Annotated in this window: 15 protein-coding genes and 1 tRNA gene; 5 read left to right on the top strand and 11 right to left on the bottom strand. The window is 68.6% G+C overall.

Annotation, left to right across the window (positions count from 1 at the left end):
• Positions 1–15: 15 nt before the first annotated feature.
• On the bottom strand, positions 16–1,116 hold the full coding sequence (locus P0W64_RS20430; RefSeq protein ID WP_275482021.1) for a DUF418 domain-containing protein: 1,101 nt from the start codon (positions 1,114–1,116) through the stop codon (positions 16–18).
• A gap of 106 nt (positions 1,117–1,222) precedes the next feature.
• Here P0W64_RS20430 and P0W64_RS20425 point away from each other — a divergent pair, with 106 nt between their 5' ends.
• Positions 1,223–1,741 carry a GNAT family protein gene (locus P0W64_RS20425; protein ID WP_275482020.1) on the top strand — a complete coding sequence of 173 codons (519 nt, stop codon included), beginning with the start codon at positions 1,223–1,225 and terminating at the stop codon, positions 1,739–1,741.
• Between the two features lie 90 nt (positions 1,742–1,831).
• Here the strand turns inward: P0W64_RS20425 and P0W64_RS20420 are convergent.
• Both P0W64_RS20420 and P0W64_RS20415 read right to left on the bottom strand, forming a co-directional pair.
• A tRNA-Pro gene (locus P0W64_RS20420) sits at positions 1,832–1,905 on the bottom strand.
• Positions 1,906–1,959: 54 nt separating this feature from the next.
• A complete protein-coding gene (locus P0W64_RS20415) occupies positions 1,960–2,925 on the bottom strand; it encodes a metallophosphoesterase (RefSeq protein WP_275482019.1) in 966 nt (321 codons plus the stop codon).
• A gap of 63 nt (positions 2,926–2,988) precedes the next feature.
• Between P0W64_RS20415 and P0W64_RS20410 the strand changes: the two genes are divergently transcribed.
• Both P0W64_RS20410 and P0W64_RS20405 read left to right on the top strand, forming a co-directional pair.
• On the top strand, positions 2,989–3,453 hold the full coding sequence (locus P0W64_RS20410) for a GatB/YqeY domain-containing protein (protein ID WP_275482018.1): 465 nt from the start codon (positions 2,989–2,991) through the stop codon (positions 3,451–3,453).
• A gap of 110 nt (positions 3,454–3,563) precedes the next feature.
• Positions 3,564–3,977 carry a hypothetical protein gene (locus P0W64_RS20405; RefSeq protein ID WP_275482017.1) on the top strand — a complete coding sequence of 138 codons (414 nt, stop codon included), beginning with the start codon at positions 3,564–3,566 and terminating at the stop codon, positions 3,975–3,977.
• 61 nt (positions 3,978–4,038) lie between these two features.
• Here the strand turns inward: P0W64_RS20405 and P0W64_RS20400 are convergent, their stop codons facing one another.
• Genes P0W64_RS20400 through P0W64_RS20390 form a run of 3 tightly spaced genes read right to left on the bottom strand, consistent with a single transcriptional unit; the run spans position 4,039 to position 5,582 of the window.
• Positions 4,039–4,464: an organic hydroperoxide resistance protein gene (locus P0W64_RS20400; RefSeq protein ID WP_275482016.1), complete on the bottom strand. Its 426-nt coding sequence runs from the start codon at positions 4,462–4,464 to the stop codon at positions 4,039–4,041.
• Between the two features lie 57 nt (positions 4,465–4,521).
• Complete coding sequence (locus tag P0W64_RS20395; protein WP_275482015.1) at positions 4,522–4,980, bottom strand: Fur family transcriptional regulator; 459 nt, start codon at positions 4,978–4,980, stop codon at positions 4,522–4,524.
• 50 nt (positions 4,981–5,030) lie between these two features.
• Complete coding sequence (locus tag P0W64_RS20390; RefSeq protein ID WP_275482014.1) at positions 5,031–5,582, bottom strand: hypothetical protein; 552 nt, start codon at positions 5,580–5,582, stop codon at positions 5,031–5,033.
• A 180-nt stretch (positions 5,583–5,762) separates the two neighbouring features.
• Here P0W64_RS20390 and P0W64_RS20385 point away from each other — a divergent pair, with 180 nt between their 5' ends.
• A complete protein-coding gene (locus P0W64_RS20385) occupies positions 5,763–6,260 on the top strand; it encodes a ferritin (protein ID WP_275482013.1) in 498 nt (165 codons plus the stop codon).
• Positions 6,261–6,349: 89 nt separating this feature from the next.
• Here the strand turns inward: P0W64_RS20385 and P0W64_RS20380 are convergent, their stop codons facing one another.
• From P0W64_RS20380 to P0W64_RS20360, 5 genes are all read right to left on the bottom strand, one after another.
• Entirely contained in the window at positions 6,350–7,537 is a 1,188-nt protein-coding gene (locus tag P0W64_RS20380) for an acyl-CoA dehydrogenase family protein (protein ID WP_275482012.1), read from the bottom strand.
• Positions 7,538–7,541: 4 nt separating this feature from the next.
• Positions 7,542–8,438: an alpha/beta fold hydrolase gene (locus tag P0W64_RS20375; RefSeq protein ID WP_275482011.1), complete on the bottom strand. Its 897-nt coding sequence runs from the start codon at positions 8,436–8,438 to the stop codon at positions 7,542–7,544.
• 1 nt (position 8,439) lies between these two features.
• A complete protein-coding gene (locus tag P0W64_RS20370) occupies positions 8,440–10,146 on the bottom strand; it encodes an alpha/beta fold hydrolase (RefSeq protein WP_275482010.1) in 1,707 nt (568 codons plus the stop codon).
• Positions 10,143–11,672 carry a long-chain fatty acid--CoA ligase gene (locus P0W64_RS20365; protein WP_275482009.1) on the bottom strand — a complete coding sequence of 510 codons (1,530 nt, stop codon included), beginning with the start codon at positions 11,670–11,672 and terminating at the stop codon, positions 10,143–10,145. The genes P0W64_RS20370 and P0W64_RS20365 overlap by 4 nt, the downstream gene beginning before the upstream one ends.
• Before the next feature lie 117 nt (positions 11,673–11,789).
• Positions 11,790–12,986, bottom strand: a complete 1,197-nt coding sequence (locus P0W64_RS20360) for a helix-turn-helix domain-containing protein (RefSeq protein WP_275482008.1) — start codon at positions 12,984–12,986, stop codon at positions 11,790–11,792.
• Between the two features lie 126 nt (positions 12,987–13,112).
• Between P0W64_RS20360 and P0W64_RS20355 the strand changes: the two genes are divergently transcribed.
• Positions 13,113–13,619, top strand: coding sequence for a ferritin (locus P0W64_RS20355; protein WP_275482007.1), 507 nt, complete (start codon positions 13,113–13,115; stop codon positions 13,617–13,619).
• The last annotated feature ends 39 nt before the right edge of the window (positions 13,620–13,658 follow it).

Here is a 13,658-nt window from a genome sequence, read left to right as displayed (position 1 = left end):
GTCCAGGCTAGGTGCTCAGGCGAGCCGGTGCATCAATGCCTCGATCGGGCCGCGTTCGAATCTGCGCAGCCATGTCGGGGCCACCACGCACAAGGCCGCGACCACGGCGACGTACACGACAGCGGTGAGCATCAGCCGGTGGTCGGCGCCGTACCGCGAAGCCAGGCCGAAGCCCCACCCATAGCACAGCGCGGATGCCAGAACGTTCTGCAGCACATAGCAGCTCAGCGCGGTCCGGCCGATCGCACCCATCGTGCGAGCGGGTCGTCCGGGAACCCTGCGCAGGTAGGCGGCCGCGATGAGGGCGAGGAGCCCGACGGACACCAGCGGCGCGGTCACGTAGCGGGCCAGGAACACGCCGGCGGGCCCGCCGGCGATCCCGAGGGCCAGATCGAGGGGTGCTGCTACGGCACTCACCGCCAACAGCCGACGGCGGAGCCGGGCACCGTCGTCGGTGAAGAGCCCGGCCCGCAAGAGGGCCGCGCCCCCGAGGAACATGGCGGTGCTGAGCGGCAGGAGGAAGATCGCCTCGGCACGGAACAGCAGCGAGTGGTCGATCCGGAACATGATCAGATCACCGAATCCGCCGTGCGCGTACACGTCCGTCGCGCCACCACCTTCCGAGCCGGACATGCCGGCGGCCGCGAGCCCGGCGAGGCACAGATGCACGACTGACGCGCCGATCATCCAGCGCTGCTGTATGTTCCGCGTGTAGGCGAGCAACACGGCGACCTGGAGAGATACCACGGCATAGCCCATGAGTACGTCGAACTCGGCAACCAGCAGGAAGTGGAGGAGGCCGTCCGCGAACAGCAGGGCGGCGCGACGTCGATACCGTCCCGGCCACGGCCGCCCGTGCCGCCGCGCCGACGCCTGCTGGATTCCGAGCCCCACGCCGAACATCAGCGAGAGCAGGCCGAGGAACTTACCCTGGGCGACCTGTTCGAGAATGCGGACCGGCAGTGACTCGTTACCGATCGTCCCGAGGTAGCCGATCATGCCCGACGGTTCGGTGAAGATCCAGACGTTGGTGCCGAACGTGCCGAGTATCGCTGTGCCCCGCGCGATGTCGAGCGCGGCGATACGAGTGGCCGCGAGTGCTTGCGTGGACGTCATACCCTGCATGGTCACCCGGGCGGTCGCTCGCGCGGATCCGCCGGACGATGCGCGCGGGTCCCCCGTTCGGCGGACCCGCGGTGCCGTCCGACATAGGGTTTCGGGCGTGAGACTGCCCATTGAACTGCCCACGTCGGACGGATTGCTCGCTACCTTCTCGGCCGACCATGCCGACGCACTCTTCGCAGCGATCGATGACGACCGGGTCTGGGAACACCTCCCCGGCCCACGCCCGCAGTCCCCGGCCGAACTGCGCGAGCGGCTCGACGGCGGCACCAACCGCCATACCCTCGTGATCTCGGACGGTGCCGTCGTGGGAACGTCGTCCTACATCCTCGACCCGGATGACGCGCTGGGCGTCGAGATCGGCGCGACGATGTACGCTCCCCGGGTCTGGGGCTTAGGACTGAACGCCCGGGCCAAAGGACTGATGCTCGCTGCGGCATTCGACGCCGGAGCGCGGTGGGTGCAGCTACGCACCGACGAGCGCAACGGGCGATCCGCCGCAGCGATCCTGAAGCTTCCGGGCGCGGTCGAGCGGGAGCCGCGTCTCGAGCCTCACATCGTCCGGCGCGACGGCACCACCCGCACCAGCCGTGTCTTCCGCATCCCCCGCCCTGATTGACGCCCGGGCAGGTGTGCGCACGGGGACAAGTAAGGCCCCCGAGCTGCATCTCTGCCGCTCAGGGGCCCTGCTGTCGTCTCAACCAACGAGTCGGGGTGGCGGGATTCGAACCCACGACCTCTTCGTCCCGAACGAAGCGCGCTACCAAGCTGCGCCACACCCCGTTTTGCGACCTCGGTAACCTTACTACAGCGGTTACCGAGGTCGAAATCGCCTGGTCAGGCTCTCACTGACGGTAATGCCAGCTCAGGGCCCACCTCTGCCGCCTTGTCCTTCACAGGAGCACCCACCAGGGTCAACAGCGAGGCCTCCGGGCGACAGAAGGTGCGGAACGGCGCCCACGGGCTGGTGCCCAGGCCGGCGCTCACGTGCAGCTTCATATGCGATCCCCACGCGGACGGGCCCTTGACTCGCGCGCGATCCAGGCCGCAGTTGGTGATGATCGCGCCATAGACGGGCAGGCACAACTGCCCGCCGTGCGTGTGGCCGGCCATGACGAGGTCGTAGCCATCGTCGGCGAACCGGTCCAGCACGTGCGGCTCCGGTGAATGCGTCAGCCCGAGGCGGAGGTCGACGCTCTGATCGGCAGGACCTGCGATGGTGTCGTAGCGGTCGCGTTCGATGTGCGGGTCGTCGACACCGGCCACGGCTATGGTCACGCCCCCCGCCGTGAGGCGGTGGTGGGAGTGCGTCGCGTCGAGCCAGCCGCGCTCCGAGAACGCCGCCCGTAGATCCTGCCAGGGCAACGGCTCGCCGTGCTGGCGCTCGTGGTTCTTGTCGAAATACTTGGCCGGGTTCTTGGGCGTCGGCCCGAAGTAATCGTTGGACCCGAACACGAACAGCCCGGGCAGCCCCAGCAGGGGCCCCAGCGCCTGCACCACCGCGGGCACCGCGCGTGGATGCGAGAGGTTGTCGCCGGTGTTGACCACGAGGTCGGGATCCAACGTCGCGAGCTCCCCCAGCCACGCCTGCTTCAGATGCTGGCTCGGCATCATGTGTAGGTCGGAGATGTGCAGCACGCGTAGCGTCGGGGAACCGGGCGGCAGGATAGGCAGCGTCGCCTCCCGCAGCGTGAAGGCGTTGCGCTCGAAGAGCGTCGCGTAGGCGACGGTGCCGAGGCCGGCCCCGACGAGGCCCGCACCGGCCCGGACCAGCGGGGAGAGTGTGCGTGATGTTGCTGCCATTGCCCCAGGATACGCATCCGACCGCTACCGCACCTTCCGTGTGGCCCGCGTACCTTGGAATCCATGTCAGAAGTGAAGGCCGCCATCCGCGCCGACCTCAAAGACGCCATGAAGGCCAAGGACACACTGGTCACAGGCACCCTGCGCATGCTGCTCTCTGCCATCCAGAACGAGGAGGCGTCCGGAACGGCGCACTCGCTCACCGATGACGAGTTCCTCAAGGTGGTCGCGCGTGAGGTGAAGAAGCGCGGCGAGGCGGCCGAGATCTACGAAGCCAACGACAGAGCCGAGCTGGCACAGCAGGAACGCGCCGAGGCCGACGTGATGTCCCGGTACCTGCCCAAGCAGCTCACCGACGCCGAGGTCGGCGACCTCGCTGACGACGCCGTCGCCCAGGTCCGCGAGGAACTCGGTGCGGAGCCGACGGTGCGCAACATGGGTCAGGTCATGAAGGTCGCGACAGCGAAGGCTGCAGGCTCCGTCGACGGCAAGCGCCTGTCGGCCGCCGTCAAGGCCCGGCTGGGCTGACCGTGGCGCGACCCCGGGGCCGGACCCGATCGAGTGCTCGACGGGGCCCGACATCCCTGCTCTGGGCTGTCCTCTGCCTCGCGACGGGTGCAGGCACCGTCGCCCTCGGCGTGACAGGCATCGTGCAGGCGTCGTCACTGCTCGCAGCGGGCGGCCCCGACGGTCCCGCGGGCTTCGCCACATCGCCCGTCGGGATCCGGACGGTGGCGGTGATGGCAGCGTGCATCGTCGCGCTCGGAGCCTGCGCGGCGATGGCACTGCTGGGCCTGCCCAGCCTTTTCGGCGTGCGCTGGTCGGTGCTGCTCTTCGCGATCGCGGTGGCGGTCGGCTTCGCCTCGACGACGGCGATGGCGTTGTTGGGCCTACCCGAGTCGTACACCGATCCCGTCAGCCGATACGCGATCGACCACAACGGCCAGCCCATGAGCGGGACCCTGGCCGTCTGCGCGGCCATCCTCATGATCGGCTTCGTGCTGGCGCTGGCCCTCACGCGCTCGCTGTACCGCCATGCCCTGCGCCGCTGATCGGGCCGAGAGACACGTCGAGCCCCGCTCCTGCTGGAGGCGGGGCCCGGCGATACTGCGGCTACACCGTCGTCGTCACGTCCACGTCGATGTTGCCGCGGGTCGCGTTGGAGTAGGGGCACAGCTCGTGCGCCTTGGCGACGAGCGTCTCGGCCGCGTCCTGCTCCAGCCCCGGCAGATGCGCCTCGATGGCCGCGTTGATGCCGAACCCGCTGGCCGTCTTGCCGAAACCGACGGTGACCGTCACGGTCGTGCCGTCCGGCACGGCGACCTTCTCACCGCGCGCAACCGCATGGACCGCACCCAGGAAGCAGGCGGAGTAGCCCGCCGAGAACAGTTCCTCCGGGTTGGTGCCCTCGCCGCTGCCGCCCATCTCCTTGGGCGGGCGGGTGTCCAGGTCGATGCGGCCGGTGGCCGACTTCACGTGACCGTCGCGACCGCCGCCGGTCGCGGTGGAGGAGATCGTGTAGACAACGTCCAAGCTCATGCTTTTCGCTCCGTTTTCGTCGACTGCCTTCAGACGCCGGTCCCGGTCGAGACCGACTCACGCTCCAGTGTGCCCGCCCTCAGGACTCGATGTGCGGCAGTCCGGGCAGAGCCCCCAGAACGTCACCTCCGCCTCATCGAGCGTGAAGCCGTGGTCGTCGTCGGGGGTCAGACACGGCGCATGCCCGACGATGCAGTCCACGTCGACGATGCGCGCGCACGAGCGGCACACCAGGTGGTGGTGGTTGTCGCCCACGCGCACCTCGTAGCGTACGGGCGAGCCCGCGGGCTCGATCCTGCGCAGCAGGCCGCGATCCGACGTCGCCCTCAGCACGTCGTAGACCGTCTGCGTGGCGACGGTACCGAGCCGGCCGCGCAGCGCCGCGGCCACGTCGTCCGCAGTCGCGTGCGGATGATCGTCCAGGTACTCGAGCGCCGCGACCCGCGGCGACGTGATCCGCAGGCCGACTGCGCGGAGGCGATCCTCGGGGGCAGCCGCCTGCGTCTCATCGGACATGAGGCCAAGCTTACGCCTGTTTCTGGAGTCGTTCCAGAGACTTCGACCACCTAGTTCTCATCAGGGTCGATCGGACGGCTGCGGACGCGGCCCAGGGAGCGGACCGGCGGAGGCAGCCAGCGCCCCACGGAACGTGGCATCACGAGCGCAACGGCCACGAGGAGCACGGGCACCTGCACATAAGCGGCCGCGATCACCCAGCCGCCGCCTCTCAGCACCATGTCCGTGATGGCAGGGATCACGAGCACCGCCATCAGCGCGAGCGCGGCGAACGCCGACCGGGCGCGGCGGCTGCGCTGCGAGCGGATAGCGAGGAGCAGGGGAAGCTGAGCCGTGTAGAGGCCGACGAGCAGAACGAGGGCGACGATGGGAGCGGCCGTCGCGAGCGACGAGAAGCCGCTCGCGGCCGCCTTCGCCTCTTGCGCCGACACCCCCTGCTCGAGCCGGTCCCGCAGCGCCCCCCGCACCGTAGCGAGGTTCAGCGCGATGTAGCCGCCGCATGCGGCAGCGGCGACGGCGGCGATCCACCAGACGCGCACGGCGTGTGTCAAAACCGCCGGGGGCGGACCCTGCTCGTATTCGGAATCGCGCGAATCTTCCACGTGCCCAGTACATCACGGACGCCGGACATGCGGTCGCGGTCGCCTCAGAATCGATCCCCACGCATGAATGAGGTTAGCCTAGGCGAGCGCGAAAAGCGCTGGCCGACTTAGGATTCACTACAGGAAGGCACGCCTTTCCATCGTTGCGAACCGGCCGCAAACGGGCCTAACCTGGCAACCATGAAGATGCCTGAGACCCTCGAAGAGAAGTTCAACGACCAGATCACACTCGAGTTCGAGGCGTCCTTGGTGTACCGCCAGCTCGCCATCGAGATGGAGCTGCGCGACCTCCCCGGGATCGCCCATTGGCTGCGCGCGCAGTCCGAGGAGGAGATCACTCACGCTCATAAGTGGATCGACCACCTCACCGATCGTGACAACCACCCGAAGATCGGCGCGGTACCCGCGCCCAAGGTCGAGGTCGCAACGGTCCTCGACGCGTTCGAGATCGCGCTTCAGCACGAGCAGCGCGTCTCCGAGGCCATCCGCGACCTGTACCGCGCCGCCATGGACGACATCGACTCGAAGCAGTTGATCCAGTGGTTCGCCGGCGAGCAGGTCGAGGAGGAGGCCACCGTCAGCGAGATCGTCGGCCGCCTCAAGCTGATCGACAACGACGGTCCCGGTCTGCTGCGGATCGACACCGAGCTCGCCTCGCGAGCCGGTGGCGGAGCCTGACCTACAGAGCCACAGTTGCAGCCCCGCGTCGGGCCCGTGTCGATCGGCACGGGCCCGACGTGTCTCTCGAACCGGCGTGGCGGCCCGGGTCACGCGAATGCGCTGAGTCCCGTGATCGCTTTGCCCACGATGAGCGTGTTCATCTCACGGGTGCCCTCGTACGAGTAGATCGCCTCGGCGTCCGCCACGAACCGGCCGACGTTATGTTCGAGCAGAATCCCGTTGCCACCCATCAGCTCCCGCGCCCAGCCGACGGTCTCCCGCATGCGCACCGTCGCCACAGCCTTGGCGAGCGACGAGTGCCTGTCGCCCGCCTCGCCGCGGTCCTGCAACTGCGAGAGCCGCGCGCACATCCCCCATGACGTGGTGATGTTGCCGAGCATCCGTACCAGTAGATCCTGCACCAACTGGAACCCGCCGATGGGCCGGCCGAACTGCTCGCGCTCGACCGCGTAGCGGAGAGCGTTCTCGTACGCGCCACGTGCGCACCCGACGGCCATCCATGCCACCCCGGCACGAGTCATGCGCAACACGGACGCGGTGTCCGCGAACGAATCCGCATTCTGCAGGCGGTCCTCCTCGGGCACCCGCACACCACACAGGGTGATCTCGCCGTTCTGCACGATGCGCAGCGCGAACTTGTGCTCCTGCTTCGCGATGGTGAAACCGGGCGAGTCGTTTCGGACGATGAAACCTCTCACCCGCCCGTCCGCCTCGTCTCGCGCCCAGATGACGGTGACGTGCCCTATGGGCGCGTTGCCGATCCATTTCTTTGCACCGTCGAGCACCCACTCGTCGCCATCGCGGCGGGCGGTGGTCTGCAGCCCGCCGGCCGCGCCCGAGCCGACGCCGGGCTCGGTGAGACCGAACGATCCGATCAGCTCGAGTCGCGCCATCCGCGGAAGATAGCGCTCGCGCTGCTCCTCATCCCCGCACAGTGCTATGGAGCCCATCGCCAGGCCACTGTGCACGCCGTGGAAGGTGGCTATCGACGCATCAGTGCGCGCGAGCTCCATCGCGATCATGCCGTCGAGCAGGAAGCTTCGCCCGGCGCAGCCGTGACCCTGATACGGCAGGCCGGCGATACCGAGACCCGCGAAACCGGGCAGGATCTCATGTGGGAACTGCGCTTTCGACCAGTTCTCCAGCAGCAACGGCTGCACCCGATCAGTCATGAAATCGCGTACCCGAGCAAGGATCTCGCGCTCGGAATCGTCGAGCAGCGATTCGAAGTGGTAGAAGTCCTCGGCATCGACGCCGATGGCGGCTGTGGTCATGATCCTAATCTCCAGGGGTGAGGCGGCCGCCGGTCGAGATCCCCCGTCGACCGACGGTGCGCGGCGGGCCGAGGAAGTCGTCGATGACCGGGCCGAGCGCGCCCGGGGCGGTGATGAGGTCGATGTGCCCGCCGGGGTGACGATGCAGAACCGCACGCGGAAGTAGGCGTCGCATGATCCGCCCGTTGACCATCGGGACGATGGGATCGTCTTCGCCGAAGATCAGGAGCGTCCGCTGCCGGATCGCGGGAAGCGCGAACAGCGACGTCCATACCGCGCCCGCCATCAGCTGGTGTACGTAGCCCGCGCGGGATCCCGCATGCAGCTGGCGGACCAAGAGCTCGCCGATGTTCCCCGGATCGGTGCGGACGGTGCCCCCATACAGCTCGCCGGCAATCGCCGCACCGTAGCCCGGATCGCGGAACCTCCTGGGCGTCACCATCTTGGCGAGCACCCGCGGACGCCCCGGCACCATGACCGCACCGGTGCCTGTGGACACAAGCACCAATCGGCGGCAGCGCATCGGATTCTGGAATGCGAACTGCTGGGCCAGGGCGCCGCCCCACGACAGGCCCAGGACATCGACGACGCCGATGTCGATACGGTCCAGGACGCGGCCTAGAACCCAAGCGAGATAAGGGAATCCGTATGGCAACACCGATACCGGCGATGCCCCGGTACCGGGCACGTCGAACCTGACCACCGGTCGCTCGGGATCGAGCGCCGCCACGATCGGCTCCAGCACCTCGAGGCTTGCACCGATCCCATTGCACAGCACCAGCGGAACGCCGACGCCACGACGGTAGCGAACACGGATCCGTTGGCCGCCCGTCGCGATGAACAAGTCCTGCTCGGCATCGGACCGAGAGCCGGCGTCGGGAGCGGTCTCCTCGTCGGCCATGTCAGGCCTCCAGGACATATGTGCCGGGTGCGGGCGCCAGTGGTTCGTAGCCCGCCGCGCCCAGCGCAGTCGGCGCCGCTACCGGTTCGCCGCCGCGCGCTTCAAGCCAGGCGAGATGATCGGGCCACCACGAGCCCTTCTGCTTCTGGGCGGCTTCCATCCACTCCTCAGGGGACGCTCCACTGTCGACGGGGGCCGTGCGGAAGGACGCTTTGGGGTTGCCGGGCGGATTGACCAACGATGCGATGTGCCCGCTCGAAGACAGCACGTATCGGTTGTCCTCGGCGCCTAGCAGCGCCGCGCTGCGATAAGTGGCCTGCCACGGGCAGATGTGGTCGGCTATGCCGCCGATCACGTATGAGTCACACGTGACGTCCTTCAGATCGACTGGAGTGCCGAGCATCGTCGCGGCACCCGGTGTGCACAACATGTTGTGCAGTCCCATGGTGACCATGTCCTTGTGCAGAGCGGCTGTCATCCGCGTGGTGTCGGCATTCCAGAACAGCACGTCGAACGGAGCCGGAGAGCGCCCCTGAATGTAGTTGTTCACCCAGTAGCGCCACACCAGGTCGGTGGGCCGCAACCACGCGAACATCTCGGCCATGGCGCGGCCGTCCAGATAGCCCTTGTTGGCCGACGTGCGGATCGCGGCCGCCGCGGCGCGCTCGTCGGCGAGCGCGGAGGCGAAACCCGCGTGGTGTTGGTCCAGCACCGTCACGCCCAGGGTCATGCTCCCGACGAGGTCCCCGCGTCCCGTCGCGGACAGGTGTGCGAGCACCATCGCAGTGAGGATGCCGCCCGAGCACGTGGCGAACACGTTGACCTGCTCACTGCCTGTGATCTTCGAGGCCGCCTCGAATGCCTCGATGATTGCTTTGCCGTAGGCGTCGAATCCCCAGTCCCGGTGCCGCGCCTTCGGATTGCGCCACGACACCGCGAACACCTGCTGGCCACCACGCACGTAGTACTCGATGAGGCTCCGGTCGGGGGCGAGGTCCATGACGTAGTACTTGTTGATCACCGGTGGAATCATCACCAGTGGCTTCTCCCGGACCTCGCGGGTCTGCGGGGCGTACTGGATCAGCTCGAAGGCGCGGGTCCGCAGGACGACCGTGCCACGCGTCGTCGCCACCGTCTCCCCTACGGCATACGCGTCGGGTTCGATCATGGCGGGTACGCGGGGCTTGCTCGTCATGTCGCGAGCGAAGGCCCTGGCGCCGCGCAGCGCCGACATCCCACCCGTGTCGATCAGCGCCTTCCAGGCGAGCGGACTGAGCAGCGGGTTGTTGGTGGGCGACATGCCCTCGACGACGTTGTCGAGCGCGAACCGCACCTTCTCCGAATCGTCGTAGTCCAGATCGGCGTCGTCGAACAGCCGATCCGCGGTGTCCGACGTGGCGAGGTACCACTGCATCACCCGCCGCAGCAGCGGGTTGCCTTGCCATGCAGGGTCTTTGAAACGGAAGTCACCCCGCCCCGGCGCCCGGTCGCTGCGCCCGACGGCGATCCGCGCGAGCTCGCCGGCCAGGCCCGCCCCACGCTCGACCACGGTGACGGGTTGCTTCGCGAGCGACAGCCCGAACCGGGCCGCGGCGCCGCCGGGCAGCATGCGGCGCGCGAAGGGCTTGGTGGAGTTGACCAGTAACAGGTCGAGTGGGGCGGCGATCTCGCCGTCGGGGGTGTGCGGGGTGCGAGTGGGCGTGCTCACTTGTCTGCTCCTTCTTCGATCACGATCTCGCGCTTGAGAATCTTTCCGGTGGGGCCCTTGGGGAGTGCATCGGTGACCCAGACGATCCGCGGGTACTTGTAGGCGGCGACTCGCTCCTTGACGTACGCGCGGAGTTCGTCCGCGGTAGCGGCGGCGCCGGGTTTCAACTCGATCGCGGCGGCTACCTCCTCGCCGAGGGTGTCGTGCGGCGCGCCGATGACGGCGGCACCCGCCACGGCCGGATGCTCGTAGAGCACCTCCTCGATCTCGCGGGGGTAGATGTTGAGGCCGCCCCGGATGATCATCTCCTTCTTGCGGTCCACGATGGAGAAGTAGCCGTCCTCGTCGACGATGCCGATATCGCCTGTGGCGAACCATCCTTCGGAGTTGATCGCCGCCGCCGTCGCGTCCGGCAGGTTCCAATAGCCCTTCATGACGTTCGGCCCGCGGACCTCGATCTCGCCACGCTCACCGCGCGGTACGGGCTGCCCCGACTCGTCGACGACCCGCATCTCGACCCCCTCGATCGGAGTGCCGATGGTGCCGGGCCGGCGCGGTCGGTCCGGATGGTTGAACGCCGCGATCGGGGACGTCTCCGACAGGCCGTAACCCTCTAGGACCGTCGCGCCGAACGCCTCGTCGAAGTCGCGCAGCACCTGCACCGGCAGCGCCGCGCCGCCCGATATGCACACGCGCAGCGTCGGCGCCGGGTCATCGCGGCCGGCCGCGGCGGCCAGGAGCGCCGAGTACATCGTCGGGACTCCCTCGAACACCGTGACGCCGTCGCGCCGGATCACCTCGAGCGCCTTCGCCGCCTCGAACCGCGGGATCAGCGTGATCGTCGCCGCCGAGAGCACCGCGGTGTTGAGGCCGGCGGTCATACCGAATACGTGGAACAGCGGCAGGCAGCCCATGATGACGTCGTCGGGCCCCGTCTCGACGAGCGTGCGGGCCGCGATCAGGGCGTTGCCGCCGAGCCCGTCGTGCGTCAGCTCGGCCCCCTTGGGCTTGCCGGTCGTGCCGGACGTGTGGAGGACGACGGCGGTGTCGTCGGCGGCGCGGGGCACGGGCGCGGCCTGAGCCGGGATGCCGTCGAGCAGCGCTTCGAGGCCGGCGTCGTCGATGAGCGTGCACTGCGCCCCGGCCGCATCGGCACCCGCGCGGGCAGCGTCGGCGAACGCCGACGTGGCGAGCAGCGACGAAGCGCTCGTATTGGCGAGGTAGTACTCGACCTCGCGGGCCTTGAGCAGCGGGTTCATCGGCACGGCGATAGCACCGGCCCGCATGATGCCGTAGAACGCGATCGCGAAGGCCGGGGTATTGGGGAGCATGATCCCCACCCGATCGCCGGGCCGGATCCCCGCGTCTGCGAGACGCGTCGCGACGCGGGCGGCCGCACGGTCGAACTCTGCATACGTGTAGGTGAGGTCGTCGCATTTCAGCGCTACCCGGTCGGGATACGCGGCCGCCGTGGCGACGAGGTTCTCGGCGAGATTGGCGTTCTGTGGGGATGGGTTGGAAGGCATCGGCGGTCTTTCGTGACGTCGTTCTGTGGCATATCCAGAGTGGCCCGGATCTCAGCGGAAGCCGATGGTGCCGAGAACAACATCTGCGCCCCGGAGGTGTCGCCGGAGACAACGCCGTCAGGAGCCGCCTGGCCCGATCCCGAATCGCGCGGCCGCCTCGAAGGCCAGGCACAGCTCCGCCACGTCACGCGGGGCCGTGGTCGAGCGCCCGGTCAGCTGCTCGATGCGGCGCAGCCGGTGCCGGACGGTGTTCGGATGACAGAACAGCTCACCCGCCGCCGCGGCCGCGTTACCCCCGTTCGCCTCCCATGCGCGAAACGTCTCGAAGAGGGGGCCGGCATCGTCTTCGGGCAGAGCGAGCAGCCCGCCCAAGAGGCCCCTGGCCACGTCCGCGCTGGCCTCCGGTGACGAGGCGACCGTGATTCCCAGGGCCGAGCCGTCGAAGACGGTGACGAGGCCGCCCGGCCCCGTGAGCGCCACACGAGCGAAGCGCAGCGCCTGGGGCGTATAGGCCAGGTCGGCGAACGGTGCACTGACACCGACGCGAGTGGTCGCGACGCGGCGCAGCAGGTCGAGGACTGCGGCCCGGATCTCCTCGGTCGGCGCGTATGCGATGCCGATCTGCTGGTCCGGCAGGAGCCGCCACGCGCAGTGCGCGTCGAGCGCTCGCAACCGCGCGTCGATGCCCGGCAGCGCCTGACGCCCCACGGTGGGTGCCTCCGCCGCGATCGCGAGATACGGCCCACGCCTGGGAATCCGGAGCAGCTCGGCGATCTCCCACAGGCTTTGATCACTGCCTACCCGGCCCTGCAGCAGGTGCTCGGTGAGTGCTGCGCGCTCGGCTTCGTGATCGAGCGCACGCTGGGTCGTGTGCTCGCGGTGCGCACCGGCCATGGCGTCGGTGAACACGTCATGCGCGTCCCACAGCCTCCGCGTGACCGCGAGCAGCGTGGCCCGTCCAACAGGCGGATCGCCCTCTGTGATCGACGAGATCTCATGCCACGCAATGCTCATCGTGATCCGGTAGGCGTGCATCACGGCGGGCAGCGGGACCCCGAGCTCGGCACGCGACGATCCCGTGTCGACAGCCGGGCTCACATCGAAGGCCGCCGCGGACGAGAGCGCGTCCGCAACGAACCTGAGGTTCTGCTCGACCGAGCGCTGCGTCATCGCCTCGGGCACGACGTCCGACGTGGCGTAGAAGGGGATCTCGCGGCGGATCGCCGCCGTGGCCACACGCGCCACGGCGGGGATGCGGCGCGCCAACTCCGCCGCCACCCGGGCGGTCTCGGACTCGACCTCATCGGGATCCATCCCCCGCGATTCTGCCGCGCCATCGCCCGGCGCGCGGCCGCGATGCGAAACTCACTCTCGGCGAGGGCAATTCATCCACGCATACACCGTTGCGATCGTGCCCGCAGCGGGCATACGCTGAAGGCCATGAAGATGTCGGAGTCCCTGGAAGCGAAGTTCAACGACCAGATCACGCTCGAGTTCGAGGCGTCGCTCGTGTACCGGCAGCTCGCCATCGAGATGGACCTGCGCGACCTCCCCGGCATCGCCGGTTGGCTGCGCGCCCAAGCCGAGGACGAACTCGTGCATGCTCACAAGTGGATCGATCATCTCACCGCCCGCGAGAACCACCCGAGGATCGGCGCCGTTCCCGCCCCCAAGGTGGACGCCGCCCACACGGTGCTCGACGTCTTCGAGGTCGCGTTGGAGCACGAGCAGCGGGTTTCAGCGGCTGTGCGCGAGCTGTACCGCGCCGCGATGGACGATATCGACTCGAAGCAGCTGATCCAGTGGTTCGCCGATGACCAGGTGGCAGAGGAGGCCGTCATCCACGAGATCGTCGGTCGGCTCGAGCTGATCGACAACGACGGTCCGGGCCTGCTGCGCATCGACCGCGAGCTCGCCGCGCGTTCTGCAACGACCACCACTGCCTGAGCCGCCGACCACGCAGACACCCCGCGGTGGGGGGGGGGG

The organism is Tsukamurella sp. 8F, assembly GCF_029167375.1.
In the GTDB taxonomy this organism is placed as follows: Bacteria; Actinomycetota; Actinomycetes; order Mycobacteriales; family Mycobacteriaceae; genus Tsukamurella.
Note: the sequence above shows the minus strand (reverse complement) of the source record. Positions and strands in the feature narration are given on the sequence as shown.